The organism is Paenibacillus hubeiensis, assembly GCF_032334105.1.
GTDB classification, from domain to species: Bacteria; Bacillota; Bacilli; order Paenibacillales; family Paenibacillaceae; genus Paenibacillus; species Paenibacillus hubeiensis.
In genome coordinates, this window is the sequence record NZ_JAVYAE020000014.1 from 26009 (window position 1) to 52409 (window position 26401).

Here is a 26401-nt window from a genome sequence, read left to right on the forward strand (position 1 = left end):
GGTTCATTAGAGCACAAACTTGGCCCATTTCCGTGAAAGAACGTGTGTCAGGTTCTTTAGCAATTCGGTAGCCATCTCATCAAGGACTCCCATTCTCGTTATTTGATGAATACTTACCCCGAAAAAAAGGCCCGAGCCTATTCGGCTCGGGCCTTTGACGCACTTTTTTTAAAATGCAGGAATGGCGATATCCGCGTAATTTTTTTCAAAGAAGGCTTTCACTTCCGGGCCGGCCATGCGTTTCGCCAGCTTCTGGACCGCCTCCGAATCCTTGTTGTCTTCCCGGGCAACCAGCGTAATTGCAAAATGGGAATCATCCTTTTCGGTGAGCAATGCATCCTTCTTCGGCGTAAGACCCAGCGGGCTAGCGTAAGCCGGGGTCATGGCAACCAGGTCGGCGTCATCCATCATGCGGGCCAGCATCAGCAGGTCGACCTCTTCAAACTTGTAGTTCTTTTTGTTCTCCACGATATCGGCCTGGGTAGCGTTAAATCCAACGCCTTCCTTCAGCTTGATAATGCCGTTCTGCTCCAGCATCACAAGGGAACGTCCGATGTTGGATGGATCGTTCGCGATCGCGATCGTCGCGCCTTCGGGCAGCTCGTCCATCGATTTGTACTTTTTGGAGTATGCGCCGTAAATCGCGTTGTAAATCGGTTGAACCGGTACCAAGGTAGCGTTGTTCGCTTCGTTGTACTGCTCCATATAAGGCACATGCTGGAAGAAGTTAGCATCTACTTCCTTGTTGGCAAGCGCCGTGTTCGGCTGCACGTTATCGGACAGAACCACCACTTCCAAGTTCACACCGTCTTCCTTCAGCAAAGGCTTCACAATATCAAGCACGTCTGTCATTGGTGGAATCAGGGTCGCTACTTTCAGTGTCACTTCCTGTTTGGCGTCAGAACCGTTTGCGTTGCCTTCCGCCGCAGGTGTTTCCTCTTTTTTGCCGCAACCGGCCAGCACGAGCATCAGTGCCAGTACAAGCAGCATCCATTTTGCTTTCATCAATGTAATAACCCCTTCTCGTAAATAATCTGTTTGTTGGATCACGATCTGCGGTCAATCCAGCGGGACAGCCGCGTGCCCGTATATTGGATCGCTTGGACCAGGATGATCATGATAATGATCGTAAATGCCATAAGCTCTGTTTCAAAGCGCTGATAACCGTAACGAATGGCAAAATCGCCAACGCCGCCTCCCCCCACGATCCCCATGACCGTGGAATAGGAAATGAAACTGATCGTTGCGGTGGTCAAGCCCAGCACAAGACTTGAGCGTGCTTCGACATACAGGAACTTGAACACCAACTGCATCGTCGAAGCCCCCATCGAAGCCGCAGCCTCCAGCACGCCTTTGGGTACGTCGAGCAATGCTTGCTCCGCAAGCCGTGCATAATAGGCGATCGCAATCACCGACAGCGGCACCGTCGCGGCCAGCGTGCCGATCGACGTGCCGACAACCATGCGCGTGAACGGAATCATGAACACCACGAGCAGCAGGAACGGGAACGAACGAATAATGTTCACCAGGCTCCCCAAGATCGTGAATAATGGCCGATTCTCGTAACGCTGTCCTTTCCTGAACAGGTAAAGCAGCGTGCCAAGGGGCAAACCGATCAGAACGGCAGCCGCAATGGAAATGCCCACCATGACGAAGGTCTCTCCAATCGCCTGCCAGATTTCATGCTGATATTGCAGCACGATGTCAGGTATCATTCCTGCCACCTCCCGTTAAGGCATCCCCTGTCAGCAATGCAGTGAGCATATCCGGACCGGGAGCCGGGATGCTGCGTACCTCCGCCTCGGATAACGTCTTCGCGATCCGTCCTTCCCGCATCACGGAAATGCGATGGCACAGCTGCCGTGCTACCTCCATCTCATGGGTCACGAGCACGATGGTGACGCCCAGCGATGCATTGACATGACGCAGCAAGTCAATGATTCCGCTCGTCGTTTGCGGATCAAGCGCGGACGTCGGCTCGTCGCAGAGAAGCAAGTCCGGACGGCTCGCAATCGCTCTTGCAATGGCCACGCGCTGCTTCTGCCCCCCGCTTAGCTGGGCCGGGTACTGCCGGGCTTTGTCTTCCAGGCCGACAAACCGCAGCACGTCCAAGCCGCGCGCAACCCGGTCGGATTTCGGCATGCGCGCAAGCTCCAACGGCATGCACACGTTGCCGATCACCGTCCGGTTGCTGACCAGGTTGAAATGCTGAAAGATCATGCCGATCGATCGACGAGCTTCTCGGAGCGCCCGTTCGTTCATGCCTGTAAATCGCTGGCCGTTCACGACCACTTCGCCCTCGTCCGGCTTCTCGAGCCCGTTCAGCATGCGCAGCAACGTGGATTTCCCCGCCCCGCTCGAGCCGATGATGCCGTGGATTTCGCCTTGGCCCACTTCCAGCGACACTGCGCTGAGGGCTTCGAATCCTTGATCCGTACGAGATCCGCGTTCGCTGTAACGCTTGCTCACGCCGTATAATGAAATCATGGAGCTTCCCCCCGCGATAGGATCATGCATGGTTCTTCAGAACACATGGAGAAAAGCCCGCACAGCCGATAACCGGAGCGCGAGCAATCCTGTTCATCTATAATAAATCATCCTTTGGCGGGAGACAAGCCTTAGCGCGAGATGTTCGCTGATAGCGTGTCTGCCGAATAGAGACCGAAGCGTCCATTGGCCGATCCGATATAAATGTCATCGCCGATGCGGTTCATCGTGCCGTTTTTGGCATCCCGATCCCGATGCTCCGGCGTACCCATGACGATATCGTGGATGCGTCCGCCGATCTTTCCGGTATTTTTGTCCAGTACCAGCAGGTCATCCCCCCGAGGCAGCAGAAGCTGGTCGCCCGCAAGAACGTAGCTTCCCTGATTGAGCAGCATCGGAATCGCGGCCCCTTCCTCTTCGACGTTCCACACTACGCTGCCCGAATCGTAATCCAATGCCGCCGGAAAACCGTTCAAGACGCCATACAATCGATTCCCTTCCACCAATCCACGGTCGAACTTTCCTTCGATCGCCCATAGCTTTTTGTTGCTTTTCGGATCGAATAATGTCGTGGTATAGTCATGGACATCTCCGTAATTTTGACCGTTTTGGTTTTCCCGGATGAGCAGACGACCGTCGTTCAACACCTCGAAACGCTGCCCATTCCGGGCAGAGAACTTCGCCTGTTCCTCCCCGGTCTTCAGGTCGATCAACACCCACTGATCATCCAGCAGCATCCAGCGCTCCTGTGAAGCAGCAGCGAAAGGATCCAGCCGTTGGATGCCGTCGAAGTAAGGATCGTGCTGCGGATCGTCGATCGTCGACTTTTTCGCCGGTTTGCTCCAAACCACCTTGCCCGTATAAGGTTCTGCGGCAACCAGTTTATTTTTATTCCAGTACAGGACGTAAGGATCGTCGGCTCCTTCGTTCAAAAGGCGATATTCCCCGCTCAGGTTCAGCGTCCACAATGTTTTTCCGTTCTTTGCATTCAGTACGGTAATACGGGCTTTTTTGCCGTCCGATTGCACCTGGTCCTCCACAACCACAACATTCGCGGCAGCAGTAACCGTGTTACCTTCGAAACCTTGCTTGGCCGTCCGCTCCCACATCACCTTCCCGTCCTTCAGGCGAATATGACGTAACCGATGCACGTAATCTCTTTCAGCCGGATCATAGTCGGCATACAGCGTCACATACTCGCGGCTTGCATCAAGTTTCGTCAGGAACATGCCGAAGCCGGTATTGATTTGCCACAGCTTTTTGCCTGTATGCCGATCCAGTGCATAAACGGAGCCTTCATGGTAAAAACCGCTGAATCCGCCGTCATCGCCTTTGATCAACAGAACATCTTCATTCCCTGCCTGAAGGAACGTATAATTAATGTCGCCTTGATTGACCCATACCGGCTCCCAAGGCAACGTTGCCGCCAGCGCCTTGCCATCCATCCGGGACGTAAACTCATAACGATCGCTGCGTTCCGTTTCTGCACTGACCTTCCCGGGATTGCTGCCATTCTGCGGCAAATTCCAATGCATTCTCTCCAGCTTGCCTTCCGGAGTAAACGTCAAAAGCACCTGCCCGTCTTCATGCTCGTATCGCCACGTTTCCCCTATTCGCATCGGGTCGCCGGTCTGGCTCAGGTTCGGGGAATGCTCGGTCCAATCCGGTTCGCCAAGCCGCTTCGCGATCTGCCTTTCCGTATCTCCCTTATGGATCAGAATATCCGTCAGATGGCGCACCTGGCCCGTCGACAGAGAAGATTCGGACTTCATCCACCCGTCCGGGATATCCTCCTGCTGCGACACGTCTTTGGCTTGAATCCATTGCATGGACGGCCGGAACGAATAAAAATCCGCGTTCCAGATGCGGGGAGCCAGCGAAACGCCGTACCACTGCCCCTGCTGCGCGACGATAAACGCCTTTTTTTCGAGCGCAGGTCCCGCATCCCAGACCGTAGCGCTGCCGGGATAAAGATAAAACTTGCTTCCAGGCCGGAGATGGAACGTGCGCGGAGAAACGGGTTTGATGCTGGCCGCATCTTTCGTTGCATACCATGCCGGCAACCACTGCTCTCCGTTGATCTCGTCTTTGCTTTGAATCCAATCGTCCTTGACGGCATTCACTTTCAACTTAGCTCCATTTGCCGTATAGTTCTTGATTTTCATCAAATCGGCGGCCACGCTGCTGTCCTTTATGTTCGAAAACAAAGGAACGTTTGCGGGAAGCGCAACGGTGTCTCCCCGTTTGAACGCGGCTGAAGCAAGCTGTACCTGCTGAGCGCCTCCCTCGTTTTTCGCGCCCATGACCTTTGTATTCATGTTCAACAGGATGCTTCCGGCCGCGATTACGGCCACAGCCCCGGCGATTCCCAACCGCCCATATCTTTTCGTCCGCATGTTTTGGCCTCCATTCACCAAGGTCTTCGCCTTTTTGTATTGAAGTTATTTCCAAATAAGGACGTTTGGACCCGGCAAAAAGTTACCGGTTTGCAAAAAGACATATCATTCTAAGCGTGCATTGCCGGAATTCCTGCGACCTACCTTACATCCACCATTTCCGGTTGATAAGGGTAACCCACGCCAGCCAGATAAGCCAGCAGGAACGAGATGACCATGTACAAAAGAAACCAGGTGTCTGTCCGGGAGTACCCGACCGGAACATAATACGTCCGGCTTGCGCCTTCGGCGAATCCCTTCGCCTGCATGGCCACCGCCATCCGCTGGGCGCGGCGAATGCTCTGGGCCAGCAGTGGAATCGCGTAACGTTTCAGGGTGCCGTAGATGTTCCAGCGCGATCGCCGGCCACCCATGCCGCGGATGCGAATCGCATACCGCAGCGTTTGGAATTCATCCAGCAGAATCGGGATCATGCGCATTGCCGCGAGGAAACTGTAGGCATATTTAGGCGGAAGCCTCCACTGCTGCATCAGGGAATAGAACAGCCGGACGGGACGGGTCGTCAAACCGAACAGCAATCCGGCAGCAGCCATGCAGAGCGAACGGAAACCGAGATGCAAGCCGCGATAGAAGCTCTCTTCGGTCACATGGATCAGGCCATACCGGAACCACGTCGTCTCTCCTTTCCCGAACATCATCATGCCCGTCGACGTGGAGATAAACACGAGGATGAACGGCGAAGCATACAAGAGCAGCCTGCGCCATGGATGGCCGCTCCAGATCAGAAGCAACAGCATTGCCACGGCCGTATTCGCCATCACGTTTAAATTGTGGATGAAAATGACGTATATGAACAGCAGCGTCAGCACGACCATCTTCAACCCGGGATTGACGTGATGAAGCCATGTCTCACGATGGGGAAAAGACAGCTGCATCCATGACCCTCCCTCCATCAACCTTCCAAGTCCGGGTACAGTACCTGCTTACGATTTCGCTGTCATGGGTCACCATCACGATGGCCGTCCCTTTCCGTCTAAGTTCGTCAAGCCTTGACAGCATCGCGAACGTATTGCGGGCATCCTGCCCAAACGTCGGCTCATCCAGCAGCAGGATGCGCTGGCCGCGTATGAGGGCAGAAGCTACGCTCAGCCGCCGTTTCTGCCCCATGGACAATTGATACGGATGGCGGTCTGCCAATGCCGCAAGCCCGAATTCCTCCAGCATGCCCAGCGTATTTGCTTGCCTCTCTGCAGGTGACATTGCGGTACCGAGCAGCGAAAATTCCACTTCGTCCACAACCGAGTTCGTCACGAACTGGAATTCCGGGTTCTGAAACACAAAGGCCATCCGTTCCGCCAGCTGCTGCGTCGTGTCGGCGGGTTTCCCCATCACGCGATAGTCCCCCGTCGTTTTCAGAATATGCATCATGGACAGCAGCAACGAACTTTTGCCGGCACCGTTGGCCCCAACGACGCCGATCCAATCGCCGGGGCGGACTTCCAGCTTGTTGACCCGGATCACCTCGGTGCTGCCCCGCCATCCGATGACGTCGCGCAGCTCCAGTACAGGTTCCTCGCGAAGTCGTTGCCGCACGGCAGGTTCAGGCCCTGCCGCGCTCCCTGCCTGCTGTCCCTGTTCCTCCCATACGCCCGGGTACCAAATGCCATATGACCTGAGCAGATCCCGCTGCTCTGCAAATATTTGCGCTGCCGGACCGTCCGCGGCGACCTGCCCTTCGGGGGACAGCACAACGATCCGATCGACCCAGTCCACGATTTCGTCGATTTTGTGTTCCACGATGATCAAGGTTTTGTTATGGGCGATCCGTTTCACCGTATCCCAGACCTGCGACGTGCCTTCCCCGTCCAACAGCGCCGTCGGTTCGTCCATGAACAAAACGTCCGGTTCCAGCGCAAGAATCGAGGCAATGGCCAGCCGCTGCTTCATGCCCTGGGACAGGGATTGGATCGGAGCACGATGGCCCTCGAAGGCCAACCCGACCTGCTGCAAAGCAAGGCCGATCCGCGCTGCCATTTGCTCCCGAGGAACGTTCCGGTTCTCCAGCACGAATGCAATTTCCTCATCCGTATGCGACATGCAGAACTGGGCATCCGGGTCCTGGAACACGATGCCTGCCCGCTTTGGCACCAGAATGTCGTCGCACTTCATGGGCATCTCCACCGCATGCGGAATGATTCCGCTCAATATTTGCAGCAACGTGGATTTTCCCGATCCGCTTGCTCCAAGTAATAGCACCTTCTCTCCTTGGCTCACCGATAAAGAGAGCCCTTGAAACAACAGGCCTTGTTCCCCGGGAAACTTGCATCTCAAGTTCACGATGCTCGCTGCTAGCCCGGTTTCCCGCACGCATTCTTGCCTGTGCATTTAATCCAATGCCTCGTAATCCTGCTTCGATGCAGGTCTTAACGTACGGGTCACGCCGGTCAGCTCCAGTGCCTTCGCCAAATAATAGGCAAATACGCCTGCGATCACGGCACTGCCGATCAGGCGGAACCCGATAAACAGGGTGTAGTTCCAAGTCGAGAGGGACTCGATGTACCCGTATTGGTAATCCAGTATGAGCGAAGCAAGTCCTGCCCCGATGGCGGCCAGGCAGGTCACGGGCAAATTCGTTTTCCGATACAGGAATGCCGCAAAGAAAATTTCCGCGCCCAGCCCTTGCAGCAGCCCGTATACAAGCGTGGACATGCCCCATTCGCTGCCGAGGAAAGCGCTGACCGTGGAGGCCGCAACCTCGGCCAGAATGGCAACGCCCGGCTTGCGAATGACGAGAAAGGCAAACGTTCCCGCCATGAACCACATACCGTAGATCATCTGCTCGGCATGCACGCCGAACGGTTTCATCAGATCATAGGTCGGTCCCCATATTTTGTAGATCACCCCGAATACAACCGCGATCACGATCGTGACCAAAATATCCGTTAATCTTAATTTGCTGCTGCTCCCCGCATTTACCATTTTCTCTACTCCCCTTCTCTTATCGTCAGTAGTTTGAAAATAACAAAAAAGCCTCCCCGATATCGGGCAGGCCATGCGTACAGTTGACGAAACATGGGCGGAAAATGGCACATAAACAGGACAACCCACACTTATCCCATTCAGGAATAAGGCAAAGGATATGCTGCCGAATTCATGAGACGTTGTGTGCACGAATTGCGTGTTTATTTTCCCCATCATGGATCGAATGGTTCTCTACGCTGGCATTACCCAGATCAGATACGGTCAGCGGCACAAGGCCACCCTCTCAGCCCAACTTCATTGAGCTCCCGGCTTTCGTTATTTCAATGGTTATACTGTACAACAGAAGGGTATTTGTGGCAATCCCGAATCATTCCCATTTATGCACGAGCGATAGTGAAGGCATCCCCATCACAGGAATGCCTTCGGTAGAATCGGCAATCGTTGGCGCAAAGGTCAGGCAAGACTCTTGAACATTAGAGATGACTCTCTGGCAATCGCGTCGCTGATGATTCAGTATTGCGTATTGCCCGATTGGCTCGTTTTGCCGGAGGCGAACCCTTTGAAGAGCGTAGGCACCTTGGAATACCGCGTATTGGTGATTTTGCCGACGGTCGAGCTGCTGTCCGTGCGCAGAATCGAATCCTTGACGTTGGAGATGTTGGAGTTGTCCACACTCATCGTAACCTGATAAGAGGTGCCTCCGTTTTGGCGCACCAGTTTGCCGATGTCGTCTGCCCTGAAATTTTTGATGTTGATCGTTCCCGAGGCATTCATCTGAAATACTTTGTCGTACGCCTTATACGCCGCTCCGCCCGTTATGTTAACGGTGCCGGAGGATTTCAGGGTTAGCGCGTCCTCGCCGACATCCTTCCAGGTCACGTTTTCGATATTGCAGCTGCCATAACAATGAACGCCGTCGGCAGCAGGAGCTTCAATGACTACGTTTTTCAAGGTTGCGCCTGCTTCAAGCCTGAAAATGGGCTTCTGGTTCTCAGCCTGGCTTCCGTCTCCCAACGTGTTCGGATCGGCAGCCACGCTTTTCCCCTTGCCGTCGTACGTTTCGCCCTTTTTGACGATAATCGTCGTTTTGACGATTTCGGGCGCTGCCGCTGCGGGAATCACAGCAAACAATGAGGCAACCAAACCGGCGGACAAAAGTACGGTCAACATTTTTTTCATCATGAATTCCTCCTTGGCGATCGGATTTTCCGCCATTACGGGCGGTTTGTCGGCAAGCCTCGCAGATGCACAGCTCCGCTTGTCCTGGCCGCAACCTCATCCTATCAGGAAAGGAACGTTCCAAGAATAATCCGTAGTTCACATCTCTCCGACATTCACGCCAGCTCTGAGAAAATGAGACCTATCCGTACCCGTTCCGAACATCGCATCTGCCGGTGTTAACTCTCGGTGTGCTGGAATTACCTTATTTTCCTTCAGATGAAAGACAACAAGGGCAGACTTGAAATCAAGCCGTCCCCGTCTTTTTATTCAAAATCCAATCCTACGCACCGAACCGCTGACGGTATCCGCATTTGCGGCAAAGCTCCTCCACCGCTTCGCGTCTCGAAAAACCATAGAACAGATTGTTGGCGCGCTCGCCTTCCACAATCTCCGAGAAGGAACGTTCATGCACGTTCCCCAAATTAATGACGCCTTCGCCGTCCAGGCAGCACGGAACCACCGTTCCATCCACAAGCACCGCGGCTTGCGTGCGCAACGCATGGCAAAATCCTTTACCGTCATCCTCCGGCGTATCCAGGCTTGGCCACTGGAATTCATGGTCCTGGTTCAGGTACACGTTCGGCGCGATTTTGACGCCGCTGCCCGGTACGACTTTTTCCTCGATTTTATAATCCAGATTGAATTCGCGCTCCAAATGATCGAGCGTTTCGCGGTTGCGCTGCTTCTGGGCATTCGTGAAATTGTCCTGCGTCAAATTCCACAATCTGAACGACACGATGACGTTATGCTTCGTCGCTTCATGCACAAACGAAAAGATGTTGCTCAGGTACCCTTCGCGATCTTTGGAGCCCTCATGCCCGTCGAAGCTGTGCAGGGAAAAGTTCATCTGGCGCAGCGCCGGCTTGCCGAGCAGCTTGTGTCTCGTTTTCGGCAGCAACGTTCCGTTCGTCGTAATATTCACTTTGAAACCCTTCTCATGGGCGATGTCCAGCAGCAAATCGATTTTGGGATGAAGCAGCGGCTCGCCTTTGACATGCAGATAAATGTAACTTGAATGCGGCTTGATCTGATCCAGCACCATGCTGAACGTTTCCGGATCAATAAATCCTTTGGCTCGCTTCGTCTGCGGACAGAAGCTGCAGGCCAGGTTGCAAATGCTCGTGATCTCTATATAAACCTTTTTGAACGTTTTCAATGCGTGGTCCCCATTCCAGTCAGGGGGATGAGTCCCTTCCCGACTTCATTCGTGATGCGGCCAAAATGCGCCTTTATTATTATATCGGGTTCCGCAAGCAAGGTAAATCGACTGACGGAATTCTCCATCTGGAAAGGATGCTCGCCCCTCCGGGTCCTATTTACACCATCCTCACTTGTGAGGTATGCTGAATGCACAACTGCATAAGCTGCAAACAGTCACTAGGGGAGCCTCACGGCTGAGACGAATGATTTTCGGACCCTTTGAACCTGATCTGGATCATACCAGCGTAGGGAAGTGGAGCGGACTTTACCAATTAATACATTATGCAAGGGGTATGGCTTGCGTAAGACATGTATCCCTATTTGCGTTGAAAAGCCCCTCCCGTTTCCTTGGAAATGGGAGGGGCTTTGTTTGTCACGGGGCGCATCGGGCGATTGGGCAGATGCCAGAACGCGCAATGCGATCGTTGTTGCCGAACACACCGCGACAGAATTTATTTCCAGTCATCCCTTCACTGATCTTCCTGCGATCCGGAAACCAGCGCGCAGAAATACCTATTCTTGATGAGGAGGCATTCACATATGTCCTATTTGGAACGCGTTCGTACCCAAAATCCGTTGGTCCACAACATTACCAACATTGTCGTAGCCCCTTTTACCGCCAACGGTCTGCTTGCATTGGGCGCCTCTCCTTTCATGGCGTACGCTCATGAAGAGGTCGCCGACGTTGCCAAAATGGCCGGAGCCGTTGTGCTTAACATCGGTACGTTGAATGAGGACGTCGTGACGTCGATTCGTCTTGCCGGACGCGCAGCCAATACCCACAGCGTGCCCGTCGTGTTCGACCCGGTTGGCGCAGGAGCCACGGCCTATCGCACCGAAACGGCACGCAAGCTTGTTCATGAACTGCAGCTAACCGTGCTGCGCGGCAATGTCGCCGAGGTGGCCAACGTCATCGGGGAGAACTGGGAGATTAAAGGCGTGGATGCAGGACACGGTAAAGGCGACCGCATCCACATTGCGGAGCGTGCCGCTAAGCAGCTCGGCTGCATCGCAGCCGTAACCGGTCAGGAAGACGTGGTGTCCGACGGCGAAACCACTTACGTGATCGGCAATGGCCATGCCCTGCTCACCCGTGTCACCGGAGCCGGGTGCCTGCTGAGTTCAGTCATCGGGGCGTTTGCCGCGATTGCGGAGCCTGGGCGCGAACGATTAGACAGCATTGCCGAAGCGCTGGCCTTCTACGGCATAGCCGCCGAACAAGCGGCAGAACGAACGGCACAACAAGGTCCCGGCAGCTTCCAAATCGAGCTGCTGAACCAACTGGCACAAGTCACGCCGGCACTGGTGACAGAACGGTCGCAAATTCGGCAAGCTGCCGGAGGTGCACGATGACGATCCCGCAAGCTCTCACGATTGCCGGTTCGGACAGCGGCGGCGGCGCGGGCATTCAAGCCGACCTGAAAACTTTTCAGGAGCTCGGCGTGTACGGCATGAGTGCAATCACCGCCATCACTGCGCAGAACACCCTCGGTGTACAAAGTGTTTTCGCTGTTCCGAACGAAGGCGTGGCCGCGCAGCTCGACTCGATCGGAACCGACCTCTATCCAGGCGCCGTCAAGACCGGCATGTTGTTCAGCGCGGACCTGATCCGGATTGTCGCGGAAAAATGCCGGACGTATCGCTGGCCCAAACTGGTCATCGATCCGGTCATGGTCGCCAAGGGCGGTGCCCCCCTGCTCCAGCAGCAAGCGGTGCAGACGCTCATTTCGGATTTGTTGCCGCTTGCGTTGGTAACCACGCCCAACATTCCGGAAGCCGAGCTGCTCGCAGGCATGTCCATTGGCGGTTTGGCTTCGCGGGAAGAAGCGGCACGGCGCATCGTGCAGATGGGCTCTGCCTACGTCTTGATCAAAGGCGGCCATGCAGGCGATCACGGCTCCGTCGTGGATGTGCTGTATGATGGACATTCCTTTCATTATTTCGAGAACCCACGCGTTCTGACGCGTCATACCCATGGTACGGGCTGCACTTTCTCGGCGGCGATTGCGGCTGAATTGGCGAAAGGATCGGCGGTGCCTGAAGCGGTGGAAACGGCTCGTGCTTTCATACAGGCGGCGATTGAGGATGAGCTCGGCATCGGTGCAGGCCACGGGCCGACGAACCATTTTGCGTATGGGCGCAGATTGCGGGGTGCGTTGTAATGGAACGATTGGACATGGAAAGGGTGCGCCGCGCCATGCGGCTGTATCTGGTCATGGGCAGTGTGAATGCGACCCATGACCCGGTTGAGGTGCTGCGCCAGGCTATTGCTGGCGGCATCACGCTGTTCCAGTTCCGCGAGAAAGGAACTGGCGCCCTGACGGGCACGGCGCGCATCGCACTTGCGGAGCGCCTGCGCGAGGTGTGCGGCCAGCATAGCATCCCGTTCATCGTGAACGATGACGTGGAGCTGGCCGTGGCCCTGCAGGCCGACGGCGTGCACGTCGGCCAGGACGATGCGGACGCGGCGCTGGTGCGCGCCCGCATCGGACCCGGGCGGATGCTTGGCGTATCCGCCCACTCCGTGACCGAGGCGCGCCGTGCCGTGCAGGCGGGCGCCGACTACCTTGGCGTCGGGCCGATGTACCCGACGCGCTCGAAGGCGGATGCCCACGCCGTGCTGGGCCCCGCCGGGATTGCGGAACTGCGCGCCGCAGGCATCGCGGTTCCGCTGGTCGGTATCGGCGGCATTGCAGCCGATACCGCGGCCGCCGTCATGGCGGCGGGGGCTGACGGCGTGGCCGTCATCTCCGCCGTCGCAGGCGCGGCCGACGTGCGCGCAGCCGCTGCGGAGCTGGCGGCTGCGGTGCGCGGGATGCAGGCATAGCCTCGCACACGCGCATCCCCATACATCATGAGGCCCCGCGCACCAAGGTCCGGGTGATTGCCGGGTTATACTCCCAAGCTTGCTTTCGGTTTGGCGCGGCTGCTCACCGCGAATGCTTCGGCGATACACCCATAAACCAAAATTTATGGCTGAAAATGCTTCGCTGGAACATTTTTTTCCCTGTTGACTCTCACGTAACGTGACCCTGTACAATCGGTGGTGTAAGGAGGTTGGATTTCATGGCCATGAAAGTAAAGGAGGTCTCCGAGCTCGTCGGAATCAGCGTGCGCACGCTGCATCACTATGACGAGATCGGGCTGCTGACTCCGGACGAAACCACTTCATCCGGATATCGTCTGTACTCGGACGCCAATCTGGAAAAGCTGCAGCAAATTTTGTTTTTCAAGGAGCTCGACTTTTCTTTAAAAGAAATCAAGGATATCCTGAGCGACCCTTCCTTCGATCGGGAGGAAGCGTTTCACATGCACCGCCGCATTTTACTGGAAAGACGGGACCGGATCGATCGTATGATTGCCACGATCGATAAAACCGTTCAACACTGGAAAGGAGAGATTCACATGACGGCCAAAGAACAATTCGAAGGCTTTGATTTCAGCCGGAACCCATATGAACAGGAGGCCCGGCAGCGCTGGGGAAATGAAGCAGTAGACCAGGCGCATGCCCGCTTGGGACAACAGTCTCCGCAAGAGCAGCAGGCTCTGGGCGAGCGAATGAATGAAATTTACCGCAACCTCGCAGCATTGCGCCATCTGTCACCTTCTTCCGAGGAAGCACAAACCGCGATTGCCGCTTGGTACGATTTCCTGAACGAAATGGGAAGTTATTCGCCGGAGGCTTTCCGCGGATTGGGACAAATGTACGTGGACGACGAGCGTTTTACCCGCAATATCGACAAATTCGGCGAAGGGCTGGCCGTATTTATGCGTGACGCGATGGCCGCGTATGCCGACCGGGTGACTCCATAGGCATCCAACCTACTGGCCTACAACCTGTACCACAGTCTGCTGCTCGATTGCCTATGGCGGCAGATCCTGCAGTTGAGCAAGCTGGTCGACGCAACCCAAGTCCATTCGCTTGATCCCACTCCCTAGCTGTCGCGGAAATTGATGCTCGTGAAGCTGAAGGCGGCACCTGGACAGAGGCAGGAAATGGATTCGATCGCGGAAACGTTTCGATGCACCTTTGCCGGGCCAGGCTGTTGACTCAAACGGCGGACGTCCTCATCATTTTCGTCGTACTATTAACCATGCCTTTTATCATGCTTTCGTCTGCTTTTCATCGCGCTTTTCGGGGATTCCCATGTACACCGAAATGTAACGAACCTGACACACCCTATTTGGCCAATTTAGGCCGCTGCCGTGCTCTAACGAACCCTGCACACGCTATTTGCCCGATATGATATGCTTAGACTTCATTTTGCCCATATTAGCGTGTCTGAGGTTCGTTAGCCGCGTGGAGTCACGTTTTCCGGCCATATAAGATGCCTGAGATTCGTTAGAGATAAAAAAGGAGTGAATTCACACGGTAATGCTTCCACCGTGCCATTCACTCCTTTTTGCAGTTTTCTTCGTCCATTTACGGAACTGGTTTAATGATATAGGCCATTTCGAGCATAACTTCGTCTCACACTCCCGGCCGCAATGCAAACAACGCTGGTGAATGCGCCATTCGCTCCGGTTTGTGATCCCTTCGTTATCCAACGATATAAACCGCACTAATCCATCACACAAGGCCACCGCGAGTGCAGTACCATCTTCCAATCGCTGTAATCCCACCGCTGCAGCTTTTCTTCAGAAAGCTTTTAGAACGCTTCGCTGTCCAGGTTGCTTCTGCCTCTCCGCTAACGTGTATAGGTTTTTTGCGTTTTATATAGCCAACCAAAAAATTCCCCGAAGATACGCTTCCGTCATATACCTATATCGCTAGTTATAGACTTGCCGTAGAAAACGTTACGCTCTCGGCGCTTCCCCCGAAGATGCTTCCGACGCCAAGCTCGTTTTGGCCATACGGCCCGGAATTCGCCAAGCCGATACCACGGCCAGCAAAATGAATAGTGCATCCAGCGGATCGCTGAAATACTCCTGAATGTTTTCGGCGAACGCGGAGATCATTTCACCCGTAAACACCAGATCCATCACGCTTGTATCGTTGAACAGCTCGGCGGTGAAATACGTTGCGGTGAAATATTTCCCGAGCAAAATGCCCACGAGCGAAAAAACGACCGCAATGATCTTATGAATCGTCGCAATTCGTTTGTTGGAGAACAACACGACGGTATATCCCGCCATCGCTCCGATCACGATCGCAATTAAACCGATTTCCTTTTCCGTTTGCGCGGCTATGACAGCCCATAACGCTCCGCCCAGAATGGCTGCAATCAATGCGCCCACGATGGGTAAAACAATGCTGATTCTTTTTTCACTTTCCACTTTCCTTTACTCCTCCTAAACTAATAAAAATTCCAGAATTCACCTCTTACATAAAAACACATGATATCCTTTAATTCAACATTTTTCTAGCTATATAAATCTATAGGCCTAGCTTAAATGACAAAAAACCTCCTGCCTTTCGCGAATCCACGCATAACGTGTCATCAACGTAGAGCAAGAGGTTTCATTCCGTACGATGAAATCAATCAGGCTTTGGTGGCTTGGGACTGCTGAATGACCGATGCAATCTGTTTCAAAATATCGTCCAGCGAGGCCGGGTCGTGCACGTCGTATTCGTCGATGTTCAGGCGCAGCACGGGGCAAGCCGTGAACTGGTCGATCCATACGGAGTAGCGTTCATGCATGTGCTCCCAGTAGGAACGGTCCGTCTGAATTTCCATCTCTCTCCCGCGGATCTGAATCCGGTTCAGGATCGATGGCAAGCTGCCTTCCAAATAGATCAGCACATCCGGATGCGGGAAATACGGCGTCATCACCATTGCTTCGAACAAACTGCTGTAGGTTTCGAAATCCGTGGCAGACATCGTGCCCTGATCGGCATGCATTTTCGCAAAAATGCCGGTGTCCTCGTAAATGGAACGATCCTGTACGAAACCGCCGCCAAGTTCAAAAATTTTCTTCTGCTCCTTGAAACGTTCAGCCAAAAAATAGATTTGCAGATGGAAACTCCATCGTTCGAAATCGTGATAAAACTTCTCCAGGTACGGGTTATGGTCGACCTGTTCCAGGGAGGTTTTGAAATTCAGCCGCTCGGCCAGGGCAGCGGTCAATGTGGACTTGCCCACGCCGACCGTGCCTGCCACGGTGATCAACGCACTCGCCGGAATGCCGTATTTATTCATATGATATACTCCTTTACCTGATTGACGATCTGCCTGAAGTGTTCAGGATATTCCACGAAATCCAGCTGCTCCGCATCTACCTTCAGAATGGCCGGAGGGTTGGGCTGTGCCGCGAGCGCAGCCATGCCCGTTTTGTAATCCGCGATCAATTGCTCCATATATGCAGGGTCCATGTCCTGTTCGAAAGAACGGCCTCGTTTGTTAATGCGGTACATGAGCGTGTCCAGCTCAGCTTCGATATAAATGACGACATTTGGCTTGGGCAAGTCATCGGTCAGCAAATGATAAATTTGCTGATACTTGTCCCGTTTCGGGCCCTTCAGCGTCCGACTCGCAAAAATCATGTTTTTATAGATATGATAATCCGAAATAACGGGTTTTTGCTGGGCAATATATTGAAGGCCCGTGTCTTCCAATTGCTTGACCCGGTTGCACAGGAAAAACATTTCCAGCTGAAAACTCCACTCATCGATATTTTGATAGAAGGAAGCCAAAAACGGATTCTCCTCTACGATTTCCTTGACCAATGGAAGGTTGAACTCTTGGGAAAGCATCGTTGCCAACGTTGTTTTCCCCGCTCCGATCGGACCCTCCACGGCAATAAACGGGGCTGCGTTCATTGTGTGCCTGTTCCTCCTCATACCTTTTGCGTGTGACCGTCTCTAATGTAGACCCCACCTATTGTATCACAGCTTCCGAATAGCCCGGTTTTATTTTTATGAGGATTTTTTTCAACATTAATATCCAATGCACAAGATTAACAACATTCTCCAAATCATTTCAACGTTATTCATAGTTATGTAATTATTTTTTCATATTTATACAATTTCTAACTAATAGAAACGTGTAATGTAATACTTAAGATGTATACTCTTTCCTTTCTCTAAATGGTAAAATAACCCTTTACCTTAAGGAATCATCTGAAGAAAAATGGAGAAGGAGGATTTCGGACGTGTCGTCTCATAACCGAACCATTCAAATAACATTGATCCTATTTATCATGATCGTCCTGACCAGCTGCTCAACCATGCCTGGCAGTAGCGATAAGGCCTTTACCGAGCATGAACTTTTTTCGATGTATGAGGAAGTAAGCATCACGTTGCCTACAGATTGGAGAACCGATACGGATTACAAAAGTCCCTCGTTACTAAAGGCCATTCCAGCCGATAAGTCCAAAATACTCCGCATTGATCGAAAGAACCGCGCGGATTACGCGTCAGACACCTCACTTCAAGATTATGTAGCTACATATGAAAAAAACATACATAAAACACAGGAATCCATGAATGCAAAAGAGTATGAAATTGATAAGGGCAACATGAAGATCAATGAGCATCAAGCATATTATAAGAAAGCCAACATTGATAATGGCCGGTCCGTATTCGGAAACATCTACGTCATTTTCGAAAGCGAACAGCACTTTAACATTGTCTCATACTCGTCCAAGTCTCCGCTTAATTCCTCGGACACTAAGCTGTTCGAAAAAGCGGTTCAGAGCGTTCGCATTATGAACGATAACCCAGCAAACGCGGATATCATGAGTTCTTCTCCCTATTTGTCTCCTCATGGCAATGGAGGAATGTTCTCTCCTTTCGAAATCCGATTACCTTCCAATTGGAAAATAAACAAACAAAAAATAAATCCCGAGTCCGTCTTGGAGGTAAGCAATGGGGCGAATCAAGATTATTTGCTCATCTTCCGTAATTCCAAAAACGAATTTGACTCGCAAACAAAGCTAAAAGATTTTTATGAACCCTTGCTTGATAGCCTAGCCGGATCTGATCCCCTACCGAAACCGGCAGCAGTCACGATCAACGGATTAAAGGGAATCCAAATTGAGTACTATAAAGAAGTAAACAATCGCAAAATCGGACAATTGGATACGTTTCTTGAAACGTCCGACCACTTTATCGAAATTTATTTTTATACACCTGCGAGCAGGTTTGAGCGTGTTAAAGCGGACTACAAAAACTACACAAAAACTTATAAGGAACTTGACATTAAACAACATTAAATAAAAGGAGATCTGCCTGGAATCCAGTCAGATCTCTTTTTTTAACTATTCTGATGTGGGGTACGTATCAGTCTATCGCTCGGTCGTTCCTCCGGCCTCCCCGGCCTCGTTCTTTCGCTTCGTGCCTTTGCTTTTATAAGGCTTCGGGGCACTTTTGGCCCGATTGGCGCTGGCTTGCCAACGGTTCCAGCCTTTTTTGCCCGTACCGCGACCCGTGCCGCCCTTTTTGGATTTGCTCATGTTATCACTCCAATGATCCCGTATATGCTCAAATAATCGTTCTTGGCAACTTGTTAGGCAACCCAGTCCATATTATTCAGTTCAACAACTTTTATTATAACAAAAATCGCCATCATTACCTCCAAAAAAGAACAGGTCCGTTACACTTTCGTGCAGCGGACCTGTTCTTCTCGTTGAACAAACGATGTATCGAATGATTGCATTACATCTCCGCTTTCGGTTGCCCCGTCGCTTTGGTGCCTCTCATCAATCGGATCGAGAGCAGGAAGCAGACGGCCAGCACCGCAGCCGCGGATACGTACGGATAATTGATATTGACGTCAAACAACGCGCCAGCCACGATTGGGCCAGCAATGTTGCCAAGGCTTGTGTATGCCGAATTCAGTCCGGCCACAAAGCCTTGCTGCTCTTCTGCGAGCTTCGACATCTGCGTGCTGATCGCCGGTCGCAAAATGTCCATGCCCAGGAACACGACGAAGGTTACGACGAAAATCAGCCAGTACGTATGAACGAACAGCGTAAGCAGAATAAATACCGCAACGAAGAAGAGACATACCGAGATGACCAACTTTTCGCCAAAACGATTCAGCAGCCATCCGATGAACGCAACCTGCACAACGGCCCCTGCAATCGAGCCAAAAGTAATAATGAAGGCGATATCTTTCGTTGTAAATCCAAATTTATGATCGACGAACAAGGAAAATACCGTTTCATAGTTAGCCAATCCAAAGGCCATGACAAAAACGATGATCAAACTGAAGAAATACGGCTCCCGATAGGATCGAAGCAGCTGGGTAACCAGGCCCGGCCCTTTCTCCTTCACCGCATTGGCCCCAGCCGGTGCGTTGTGTTCTGCCGTTTGGCGTACCGATTCAGGCAAAATGACCAATGTAATGATCGCTGCCAGCAAACCGGCAACCCCTGCCGAGTAAAAAGGAACGCGAATGCCGAATTCGGCAATATAACCGCCGATCCCCGGCCCGATGATGAATCCGGTCGTGATGGCCGCATTGATCAGGCCCATGCCTCTGCCGCGTTCTTCGTCCGACGTAATGTCTGCCGTGTAGGCCATGACGGCCGGGAAAATCATCGCTGCGCCGATTCCGCCCAGCATCCGGGCAGCAAAGAGCAGCACCGGCGCGTTCACTGCGCCGAACATGAACTCCGAAACGGCAAAAAACAACATGCCGATGACGATGATCTTTTTGCGTCCCCATGCGTCGGACCACCTGCCCGCAATGGGAGAAAACAGAAACTGGGTAAACGAGAAGGCTGCAACGAGCAGTCCCACCGTCGTACCCGAAATGTGCAACAGGTCCATGTATGCCGGCATGATCGGCACGACCAGTCCTATGCCCGTAAACACCAGAAAAATATTAAGCATCAACAGCAGCAGTGCGCCCCTGTTTCGTGTTAACAATGCCATGATTTGCTTCCTCCATATGTCTTAGAAAAAATCCGTTGGTTTGAGTCGCCGACCTGATCGCTAGAACGTAATAATAAGGTCAGGTCGGCTATTTGGTTACTGAAATGCCGTGCAAAAAAACTTCTGCGGCCTGATGATACAGCGCAAGCGCCTGTTCTGGCTCCATCCCGCGCGACATCTGGCTCAGACCGATGATGGTGCTCTCCATGAGGATCGCCAGATGGTCGACATTGTCTGCCTTGAACTCCCCGTTTTCGATGCCCTCTCGAATCAGGTTTCGGTTGAATTGAATATGGTCTTTCATGATCTGGTCGATCCGTTCCTCGATATCGTTGGCTTTCTTCTCCCCGGTGAAGAACTCATCCGCCGCCTTGGTCAACGGGTGGTTCATGTCATCCATCACCAGATGCTCCATCAACCCGAAAATTTTGGCCGTGCAGGTAGGATACATATGAACCTTTGCAGCCCAGCTTTCCTCCCATTCCCGGTTCCATTCGTCAATGAGGTAGAGGAACAAGCCTTCCTTGCTTTTAAAATGATAGTATATATTCCCCTTACTGCTGCCTGTGGCTGAGACAATGTCTTCGATCGACGTTGCCTTGTACCCCTTTTGGGCAAACAGCGCCTTGGAGGCTTCCGCAAGTTTGCGTTTGGTCTGCTCGGTTTGAAGCTGTTTCTTGTTCATAGACTCCACTTCGCTTTCTTGATACTGAACGTTCGTTCTGTATTTTAACAAATCATGCTCATATAAGCAATCAAAAAGGAGAAAAGAGTTATATCTCTTTTCCCCAATAAAGAAGTTCTTCATTCATTTCATCTTTTTGCCTTGCCCATGTAAAATTTTAAGCTGTCCGTTCTCGTAACCGAGCTGATACGTCACCTTATATTTGCTCGTCACCAGTTCGCCGTCCCTTCGCTCATCCGCAGTGATGACGGCCTTGACCTCCATCTCTTCCTCTCCCTTGGAGGCGGATGAAACCTCGCCAATCGTGACATAGCTGGTGTTGATATAACCTTCGCGGAATTTGGTGTAGCTGGTCCCGCTCTGCCACTCGCTTCCCAAAAAAGCATAAGCGGTAACGTAATCCCCTGCATTAAGGCTTCCATAAAAAGCTTTCACCAGGTCCTCAGCAAGCTGCCCATCCACACTGGTCTGCGAAGCATCGCCTTTGCCTGTCTTTGCGGCCACCGCATTGGACCCTGCGCTGGACCAGGCCTGCACTTGCTTCAACACGCTGGTGATCGGGATGCTGAAGCCGATCCCGCCCTCTTGTTCAACGACGGCCGAATTGATGCCGAGCACTTCGCCCGTCTCCGCGCTGATGAGCGGCCCGCCGCTATTCCCATGGGTAATAGGTGCCGAGATTTGGTACAGATTGCTGTAGATATAGGAGTCGATCTCAAAGCTTCGTCCCAGACCGCTGATGATGCCTGTTGTCACGGTGTTCTCAAAGCCAAGCGGGCTGCCGAGGGCCAAGACTTCGTCGCCGATCTCCGCCTTCGATTTGGCGATCGGGAGCGGCTTCACCTTTTTCAGGCCAGGCACCCTGACCACAGCGACGTCGGTTTCCTCCCCGATGCCAATGACCGTGCCCGTAAGTTCTTCATGGTTCAGGGTACGAATCGTCACCTCCGTATAACCCTCTACCACGTGGGCATTGGTCACTACATCTCCCTGTTCGTTATACAGGAATCCGGAGCCAAGTCCGCCGCCGGTCTCGATGGTAACAACTTTTTTCTGACTGTCCTCAATGATTTGTTTGATCGTTTTTGGGGCAGCTGCGGTTGATTCGTTTTTCGCTTGGCCCTTCTCTTCCTTCACCGGCACCACGGCTAGACGCGGCTTCTGCTGCTCCAGCTGCTGGGCTGAAATATGGTGAATGTAGAAGACCCCCGCTGCCCCGGCACCGATAATAACCGCGCTGGCAATGATGGTGCCCCATATTCGTTTGGACATGTCCGATGCCTCCTATTCCAAATACCAGGTTGCACCCGACACGGACACGTTTGCCGACTGGTACACGCCGTAGTAATACGTTTCAAAACTGCCTTGTTCAGAGGCTGCCAATGTGCCCGGGTACACGTACGCTTCGGTTTGGCCAATATAATAGCCGTCGGTGCTGTAAATATCGATCGTCAGCGCGACCGACCAGATCGGACGGGTGGCATTGTTCACGACGGTTCCGCCAATGTACAGATCGCCATACTCGTCGAGTTCGGCTTGCAAATCCAGCACGCTTACCGCTGCCGTACGGTTTTTCAAATCTTCTTCGGCCGCCTGCTGCTCAGCCAGCCGGATCCGCTCCGCCTCGGCCTCTTCGAATGCCTTTTTTTCGCTCAAAACCCGTTCCCGATATTCGGTCAGCTTCTCATTCTCCGGCGCGTAAGAAAGCCCTTGATCCACCGTTTGCAATGCTGCCGTGAAGTCTTTCTTCTTCACCAGCTGTTCTGCATCTTGATAACTGATGCTTGCCAATTTGTCGATAATTTGCTTTTGCACCGCTTGAGCTTCTTTGCCTTTCAAGGCCGATACGGTCTCCAATTTTTCAGCAAGGGCAGACACTGTAGTCAGGCCGTCGATTTCCTTTTTCACTTTCAACACGGACAGCGTCACCTGCTGCTTGCCGAGTTCGCTGCGCACGTTGTCGAATGCCGGTTCTTCACGCTCCTTGAGCGCTTTGGCCACGGCTTGAAGCGTTTTGCTCGCTTCCGACAGCTTGCCGGTTTTCAGGCTCTCGGCAGCCTGCTTCAACTGATTCATCTGATTGAAGGCTTTCGCCGCGATCTGACGATCCTCGGTCAATGCTTCCACGTTTGGCCGTTTTTCGAGGGCCGCATCAAGCAGCTTCAGCGCTTCCGCATACTTTCCCTCCAACGCCGCCTTCTCGGCCTGCTCGTGCAACGTCAACACTTCATCGTTCACTGCGCTTTCCTGGTTGTAATAGTACGTCAATAATGCTCCTACAATCGCAGCCAGAAGCAGTGGAACGAGAATGCTCCAAGCCCGGCCGATCCCGCCCCCGCTTTGCTGGGGAGCAGACTGCTGCCTGGAGAGCAATGGGGCAGACTCTGCTCCCATTTCCAATCCGACGGCCGTTTCCGCCCAAATCTGCTCTTCCGTGGTACTGGCGCTGATTAACTTCGTTTTGCACTTTCCGCATGCGACATCTCCGGGGCTGCTCTTGGTCCCACACACATGACAATACACCCGAATCCCTCCATCTGCCAAAGAACGTATGTATCCTATGCTAAGCTTGCTTGTTGATGCTACCGCCGCTAACTGCGACACTTCACGAATCGACATTTATCATATAGCAAAAAGGGAAATTGCACCATATCCTGCAGCAAAAAAAGAGACCCGCCCGAAAGCGGCATCCCTTTCCTTCTTCGTTGTTATTGCCGTCCTGCACGCACCCGGATGTCCCCGACTTCATTGGCGTTGAATGCAAAAGCATTGCCACCCTGTCCCACATTGGCATGTGCCGTTTGACGGGCTTTGAAGTTCAGGCGGCTGCGGTCCACGTGTGAATGCACCCTGGTCGCGAAAACCAAAAAAACTTCCCGGTAACCCGGAAAGTTTTTTGGCGTTGTCTATTATTATCATGCATCATGGGAGATGGCTCACGGCTTATCCATTCCATTTCTCAAGAAACGGCTTCAGCTTGTCGACGACATGATGACTGCCGCCCCTTCCGTTTACGTTCTCAATGACCGCGGCCAGCAGAAAGCTTGGCTGCTCGGTATCAAACACCACAAAAAATCCGTTCTCCTGCCCGCGTTCCCCTTTCTTCGCCTTCAGCTCGGCCGTTCCGGTTTTGGCAGCAAGTTTGGTCGGAAGCGTGCTTAATGAATGGGCCGTCCCTCCTGACCGGGATACCACTTCGCCCAGTGCATCTTTCACCGTATTAGCTGCCTCTGGCGTGATGACCACTTCCGGAGCGGACGTTTCCTTCCCGGAAATCAGGATCGGCTTCACCATTTTCCCCTCATTCACAAAGGGAGTAAATGCCGTGGCCAAGTGAATGGGGGACATCAACATTTCACCCTGACCATAAGCCGTATCGGCCAGCAATACCTCCGACTTCAGCTCCTTGTTGTTTTCGTTGGCATACTGGCTTGGTTTCAAATACAATTCGTCCAATCCAAAATTGCCGCCAAAGCCGAATTTGCGAATGCCGTCAATGAACCGCTCGCTGCCCATCTCCAGTGCTTCCATCGCAAAATAAATATTGTCCGAATACACGAGTGCATCCACCATGTTCACCGGAGAGACGTTCTTGACCCGGGTTACGTAGTAACCTCCCCAACTCGCATCCTTCCTCCATTGCAGTCCGGCAATGTCGTGACTCTTATCCGGCGTAGTTACCTTCTCCATCAATCCTGCCGCCGCCGTGACGGCTTTAAAGGTTGAGCCGGGCGCATAGCGGTTAGTGAACCGGTTAACGAACGGAAGCTGTTCATTCGAGGAATAAGCGTCCCATTCCGCCTGCGTCAACCCCGTAACCATTTTGTTCGGGTCATAGGAAGGAGCGCTCGCCAGGGCGAGCAGATCCCCTTTCGTTGGATCCATCATAACCATCGCGCCGGCATCTCCGCCGCTGGATAACGTCTTATAGAGCTCTTTTTGCGTTTTGGTGCGAATCGTCAATTGAATGTTTTGCCCGTTAACGGCATCCTTGCGCAATACCTCGGAACGCATATTGCCATTCTCATCCGTGATCTCGATCACTCCTCCGCGTTCCCCGCGCAGCTGCTTCTCCAATGACTGCTCCAGACCCGCCTTGCCGATCCAGTCTTCCGCCCGGTAGTATCCTTCCGCGTCTTTCTCCAGATCCTCCCGGGTCACCTTCCGCACGTAACCGATCAAATGAGCGGCTGCTTCACCCAATGGATACTGCCTGATCTCTTTCGTCTGGATTTGAACGCCTTTCAGCGCTGCCGGTATTCGTTCATCGTCCGTCATGGCGATAGGCACGAAATAGTCCGGTTGGACCCAGCTCTGGTTTATCGCCTTGTTAATTGCATCTTCGGATACGTTATAGTGCTGCGCGATGCTGGCAATCATCTGATCCGGGGCGTCACCCAGTTTGCTTGGAACGATGCCCCACTCTAGGGCAGTCCCCTTGGTTGCCAGCGGCAATCCATCCCGATCGACAATGTCGCCTCGCTCCGGCAGCAGCGTCCGCACCCTCACCTTGCTGCCTTTGACCATATCGGACAAGATCATGGACGGCTGCCATTCGATCCGCCATACCTTGCCGCCATCGTCCAGCTCCTGCTTCACCAGATTCAAGCTTTGCGTTTCATTCACTTCACCCAGAAAGGTGGTCAATCGCAATGTATATTCAGCCTTGTAAACATTGGGATCCTGTTCAGGCCCCTCCGTTCCTGCAGTCTTTTTCCCGCTCGTTGTGCCGCCTTCTTGCGGCGTTTCTGCCACAGGCTGCGGTTTCAGCTCTGCCTTGACCGCCGAAACCTGCATGCCGGAGTAGATCGCATTATACTTTTCCGCGAACTGCTCCCGGTTCATTCCGGAGGCCTCCAACGAAGCTGGCGTCATCAAGCCATAGAGCTGGTCGAATTCTTTCTTTTGCAAATGATCTATGTATTGTTCCACGACGACTTCGGGTTTGGGTTCCGGCGCCTTGTTGCTCTGCATATATAGGTACATACCGATCCCGCCTGCGAACAGAATGGGCAGCAATCCGTACATCAGTTTGCGTTTCGATTTCATCGTTAAATCACCTCTATGATACACTATAGAATTCCTGAGCCCGAGAAACAATGAAACAAATATGACGAATTTATCATTAGACCTAGCCGGAACATCACATAATATGTGTATAATGTAAGTACGAAATTTACAGCAAAGGAGCCCGATGATGGAAATCAGCTATTTTTTACTCCCCAAAGCAGAAGTGGCCTATATCAAGTCCTCCGCCTCCATGAAGGAAGCCATTGAGCAGCTTGAATCCCAGCACTACACCGCCATTCCCGTCATTGACCAGGATGGAAAATACGTTGCAACACTGTCCGAAGGCGATTTGTTATGGAAGATGCGCAGCACCCCAGGATTGACGTTCGATAACATGGACCAGGTACCGGTGCATGAAATCAAAAACCGGGTCTACAATGAATGCGTATACATCAAGGCTGAAATGGAAGACATGCTGACGCTTGCCGCAGACCAGAATTTCGTGCCGGTCGTCGATGTAGACCGGGTTTTTCTCGGCATCATCCGGCGCAAAGACATCATTGAATACTACACACGCAACATTTCGGATTAATGGAATCG

General features: G+C 52.8%; 26 protein-coding genes and 1 riboswitch. Of the genes, 7 read left to right on the forward strand and 19 right to left on the reverse strand.

The genetic code is table 11. From position 1 onward, the window contains the following. Nucleotides 1–168: 168 nt before the first annotated feature. The 9 genes from RSX24_RS25640 to RSX24_RS25680 all read right to left on the reverse strand — a co-directional run bounded on the left by RSX24_RS25640 (nt 169) and on the right by RSX24_RS25680 (nt 10242). On the reverse strand, nt 169–1005 hold the full coding sequence (locus tag RSX24_RS25640; protein WP_343262147.1) for a MetQ/NlpA family ABC transporter substrate-binding protein: 837 nt from the start codon (nt 1003–1005) through the stop codon (nt 169–171). Nucleotides 1006–1046: 41 nt separating this feature from the next. After that, nucleotides 1047–1715, reverse strand: coding sequence for a methionine ABC transporter permease (locus RSX24_RS25645; RefSeq protein WP_236420706.1), 669 nt, complete (start codon nt 1713–1715; stop codon nt 1047–1049). After that, entirely contained in the window at nt 1705–2487 is a 783-nt protein-coding gene (locus RSX24_RS25650) for a methionine ABC transporter ATP-binding protein (protein WP_343262148.1), read from the reverse strand. The genes RSX24_RS25645 and RSX24_RS25650 overlap by 11 nt, the downstream gene beginning before the upstream one ends. 131 nt (nt 2488–2618) lie before the next feature. Next, a complete protein-coding gene (locus RSX24_RS25655) occupies nt 2619–4883 on the reverse strand; it encodes an outer membrane protein assembly factor BamB family protein (RefSeq protein WP_343262149.1) in 2265 nt (754 codons plus the stop codon). Nucleotides 4884–5023: 140 nt separating this feature from the next. Next, nucleotides 5024–5818 carry an energy-coupling factor transporter transmembrane component T family protein gene (locus tag RSX24_RS25660; protein WP_236420703.1) on the reverse strand — a complete coding sequence of 265 codons (795 nt, stop codon included), beginning with the start codon at nt 5816–5818 and terminating at the stop codon, nt 5024–5026. Then, nucleotides 5793–7268 (reverse strand): ABC transporter ATP-binding protein, encoded by a 1476-nt coding sequence (locus RSX24_RS25665; protein ID WP_343262150.1) that lies wholly within the window; start codon nt 7266–7268, stop codon nt 5793–5795. The genes RSX24_RS25660 and RSX24_RS25665 overlap by 26 nt, the downstream gene beginning before the upstream one ends. Then, the gene (locus tag RSX24_RS25670) at nt 7269–7862 is read right to left on the reverse strand and encodes an ECF transporter S component (RefSeq protein WP_339276166.1); all 594 of its coding nucleotides are present in this window, start codon (nt 7860–7862) and stop codon (nt 7269–7271) included. 513 nt (nt 7863–8375) lie between these two features. Continuing rightward, on the reverse strand, nt 8376–9044 hold the full coding sequence (locus RSX24_RS25675) for a pectate lyase (protein WP_236420723.1): 669 nt from the start codon (nt 9042–9044) through the stop codon (nt 8376–8378). A gap of 322 nt (nt 9045–9366) precedes the next feature. After that, the gene (locus RSX24_RS25680) at nt 9367–10242 is read right to left on the reverse strand and encodes a radical SAM/SPASM domain-containing protein (protein ID WP_343262151.1); all 876 of its coding nucleotides are present in this window, start codon (nt 10240–10242) and stop codon (nt 9367–9369) included. A 213-nt stretch (nt 10243–10455) separates the two neighbouring features. Then, a riboswitch (TPP riboswitch) is annotated at nt 10456–10555 on the forward strand. 253 nt (nt 10556–10808) lie between these two features. Between RSX24_RS25680 and thiM the strand changes: the two genes are divergently transcribed. The 5 genes from thiM (at nt 10809) to RSX24_RS32370 (ending at nt 14336) form a co-directional block, all read left to right on the forward strand. After that, entirely contained in the window at nt 10809–11639 is an 831-nt protein-coding gene (gene thiM / locus RSX24_RS25685) for a hydroxyethylthiazole kinase (protein WP_438286887.1), read from the forward strand. Beyond that, the gene (gene thiD / locus RSX24_RS25690; protein ID WP_343262152.1) at nt 11636–12448 is read left to right on the forward strand and encodes a bifunctional hydroxymethylpyrimidine kinase/phosphomethylpyrimidine kinase; all 813 of its coding nucleotides are present in this window, start codon (nt 11636–11638) and stop codon (nt 12446–12448) included. Before thiM ends, thiD begins: the two co-directional genes overlap by 4 nt. Continuing rightward, a complete protein-coding gene (gene thiE, locus RSX24_RS25695) occupies nt 12448–13113 on the forward strand; it encodes a thiamine phosphate synthase (protein ID WP_343262153.1) in 666 nt (221 codons plus the stop codon). Before thiD ends, thiE begins: the two co-directional genes overlap by 1 nt. Before the next feature lie 239 nt (nt 13114–13352). After that, on the forward strand, nt 13353–14099 hold the full coding sequence (locus RSX24_RS25700) for a MerR family transcriptional regulator (protein WP_236420696.1): 747 nt from the start codon (nt 13353–13355) through the stop codon (nt 14097–14099). Nucleotides 14100–14240: 141 nt separating this feature from the next. Next, complete coding sequence (locus tag RSX24_RS32370) at nt 14241–14336, forward strand: hypothetical protein (protein ID WP_356724477.1); 96 nt, start codon at nt 14241–14243, stop codon at nt 14334–14336. A gap of 747 nt (nt 14337–15083) precedes the next feature. Here the strand turns inward: RSX24_RS32370 and RSX24_RS25705 are convergent. The 3 genes from RSX24_RS25705 to RSX24_RS25715 form a co-directional block, all read right to left on the reverse strand. Continuing rightward, on the reverse strand, nt 15084–15563 hold the full coding sequence (locus tag RSX24_RS25705) for a hypothetical protein (RefSeq protein ID WP_343262154.1): 480 nt from the start codon (nt 15561–15563) through the stop codon (nt 15084–15086). Between the two features lie 206 nt (nt 15564–15769). Next, entirely contained in the window at nt 15770–16426 is a 657-nt protein-coding gene (locus RSX24_RS25710) for a deoxynucleoside kinase (protein WP_343262155.1), read from the reverse strand. Further along, nucleotides 16423–17046 carry a deoxynucleoside kinase gene (locus RSX24_RS25715; RefSeq protein ID WP_236420693.1) on the reverse strand — a complete coding sequence of 208 codons (624 nt, stop codon included), beginning with the start codon at nt 17044–17046 and terminating at the stop codon, nt 16423–16425. The genes RSX24_RS25710 and RSX24_RS25715 overlap by 4 nt, the downstream gene beginning before the upstream one ends. A gap of 332 nt (nt 17047–17378) precedes the next feature. Here RSX24_RS25715 and RSX24_RS25720 point away from each other — a divergent pair, with 332 nt between their 5' ends. Further along, nucleotides 17379–18440: a hypothetical protein gene (locus RSX24_RS25720; RefSeq protein ID WP_343262156.1), complete on the forward strand. Its 1062-nt coding sequence runs from the start codon at nt 17379–17381 to the stop codon at nt 18438–18440. 72 nt (nt 18441–18512) lie between these two features. Here the strand turns inward: RSX24_RS25720 and RSX24_RS25725 are convergent, their stop codons facing one another. From RSX24_RS25725 to RSX24_RS25755, 7 genes are all read right to left on the reverse strand, one after another. Next, nucleotides 18513–18680 carry a DUF3934 family protein gene (locus RSX24_RS25725; protein WP_236420691.1) on the reverse strand — a complete coding sequence of 56 codons (168 nt, stop codon included), beginning with the start codon at nt 18678–18680 and terminating at the stop codon, nt 18513–18515. A 202-nt stretch (nt 18681–18882) separates the two neighbouring features. Beyond that, nucleotides 18883–20106: an MFS transporter gene (locus RSX24_RS25730; protein WP_339276153.1), complete on the reverse strand. Its 1224-nt coding sequence runs from the start codon at nt 20104–20106 to the stop codon at nt 18883–18885. A gap of 88 nt (nt 20107–20194) precedes the next feature. Beyond that, complete coding sequence (locus RSX24_RS25735; RefSeq protein ID WP_236420689.1) at nt 20195–20791, reverse strand: TetR/AcrR family transcriptional regulator; 597 nt, start codon at nt 20789–20791, stop codon at nt 20195–20197. A gap of 123 nt (nt 20792–20914) precedes the next feature. Beyond that, nucleotides 20915–22063 (reverse strand): S1C family serine protease, encoded by a 1149-nt coding sequence (locus RSX24_RS25740; protein ID WP_343262157.1) that lies wholly within the window; start codon nt 22061–22063, stop codon nt 20915–20917. A 12-nt stretch (nt 22064–22075) separates the two neighbouring features. Continuing rightward, complete coding sequence (locus RSX24_RS25745; protein WP_236420687.1) at nt 22076–23314, reverse strand: FxLYD domain-containing protein; 1239 nt, start codon at nt 23312–23314, stop codon at nt 22076–22078. Nucleotides 23315–23499: 185 nt separating this feature from the next. Beyond that, nucleotides 23500–23628 carry a hypothetical protein gene (locus tag RSX24_RS25750; protein WP_290371496.1) on the reverse strand — a complete coding sequence of 43 codons (129 nt, stop codon included), beginning with the start codon at nt 23626–23628 and terminating at the stop codon, nt 23500–23502. A 106-nt stretch (nt 23629–23734) separates the two neighbouring features. After that, nucleotides 23735–25840: a penicillin-binding transpeptidase domain-containing protein gene (locus RSX24_RS25755; protein WP_343262158.1), complete on the reverse strand. Its 2106-nt coding sequence runs from the start codon at nt 25838–25840 to the stop codon at nt 23735–23737. A 148-nt stretch (nt 25841–25988) separates the two neighbouring features. Here RSX24_RS25755 and RSX24_RS25760 point away from each other — a divergent pair, with 148 nt between their 5' ends. Then, nucleotides 25989–26393 carry a CBS domain-containing protein gene (locus RSX24_RS25760; RefSeq protein ID WP_236420722.1) on the forward strand — a complete coding sequence of 135 codons (405 nt, stop codon included), beginning with the start codon at nt 25989–25991 and terminating at the stop codon, nt 26391–26393. Nucleotides 26394–26401: the final 8 nt, after the last annotated feature.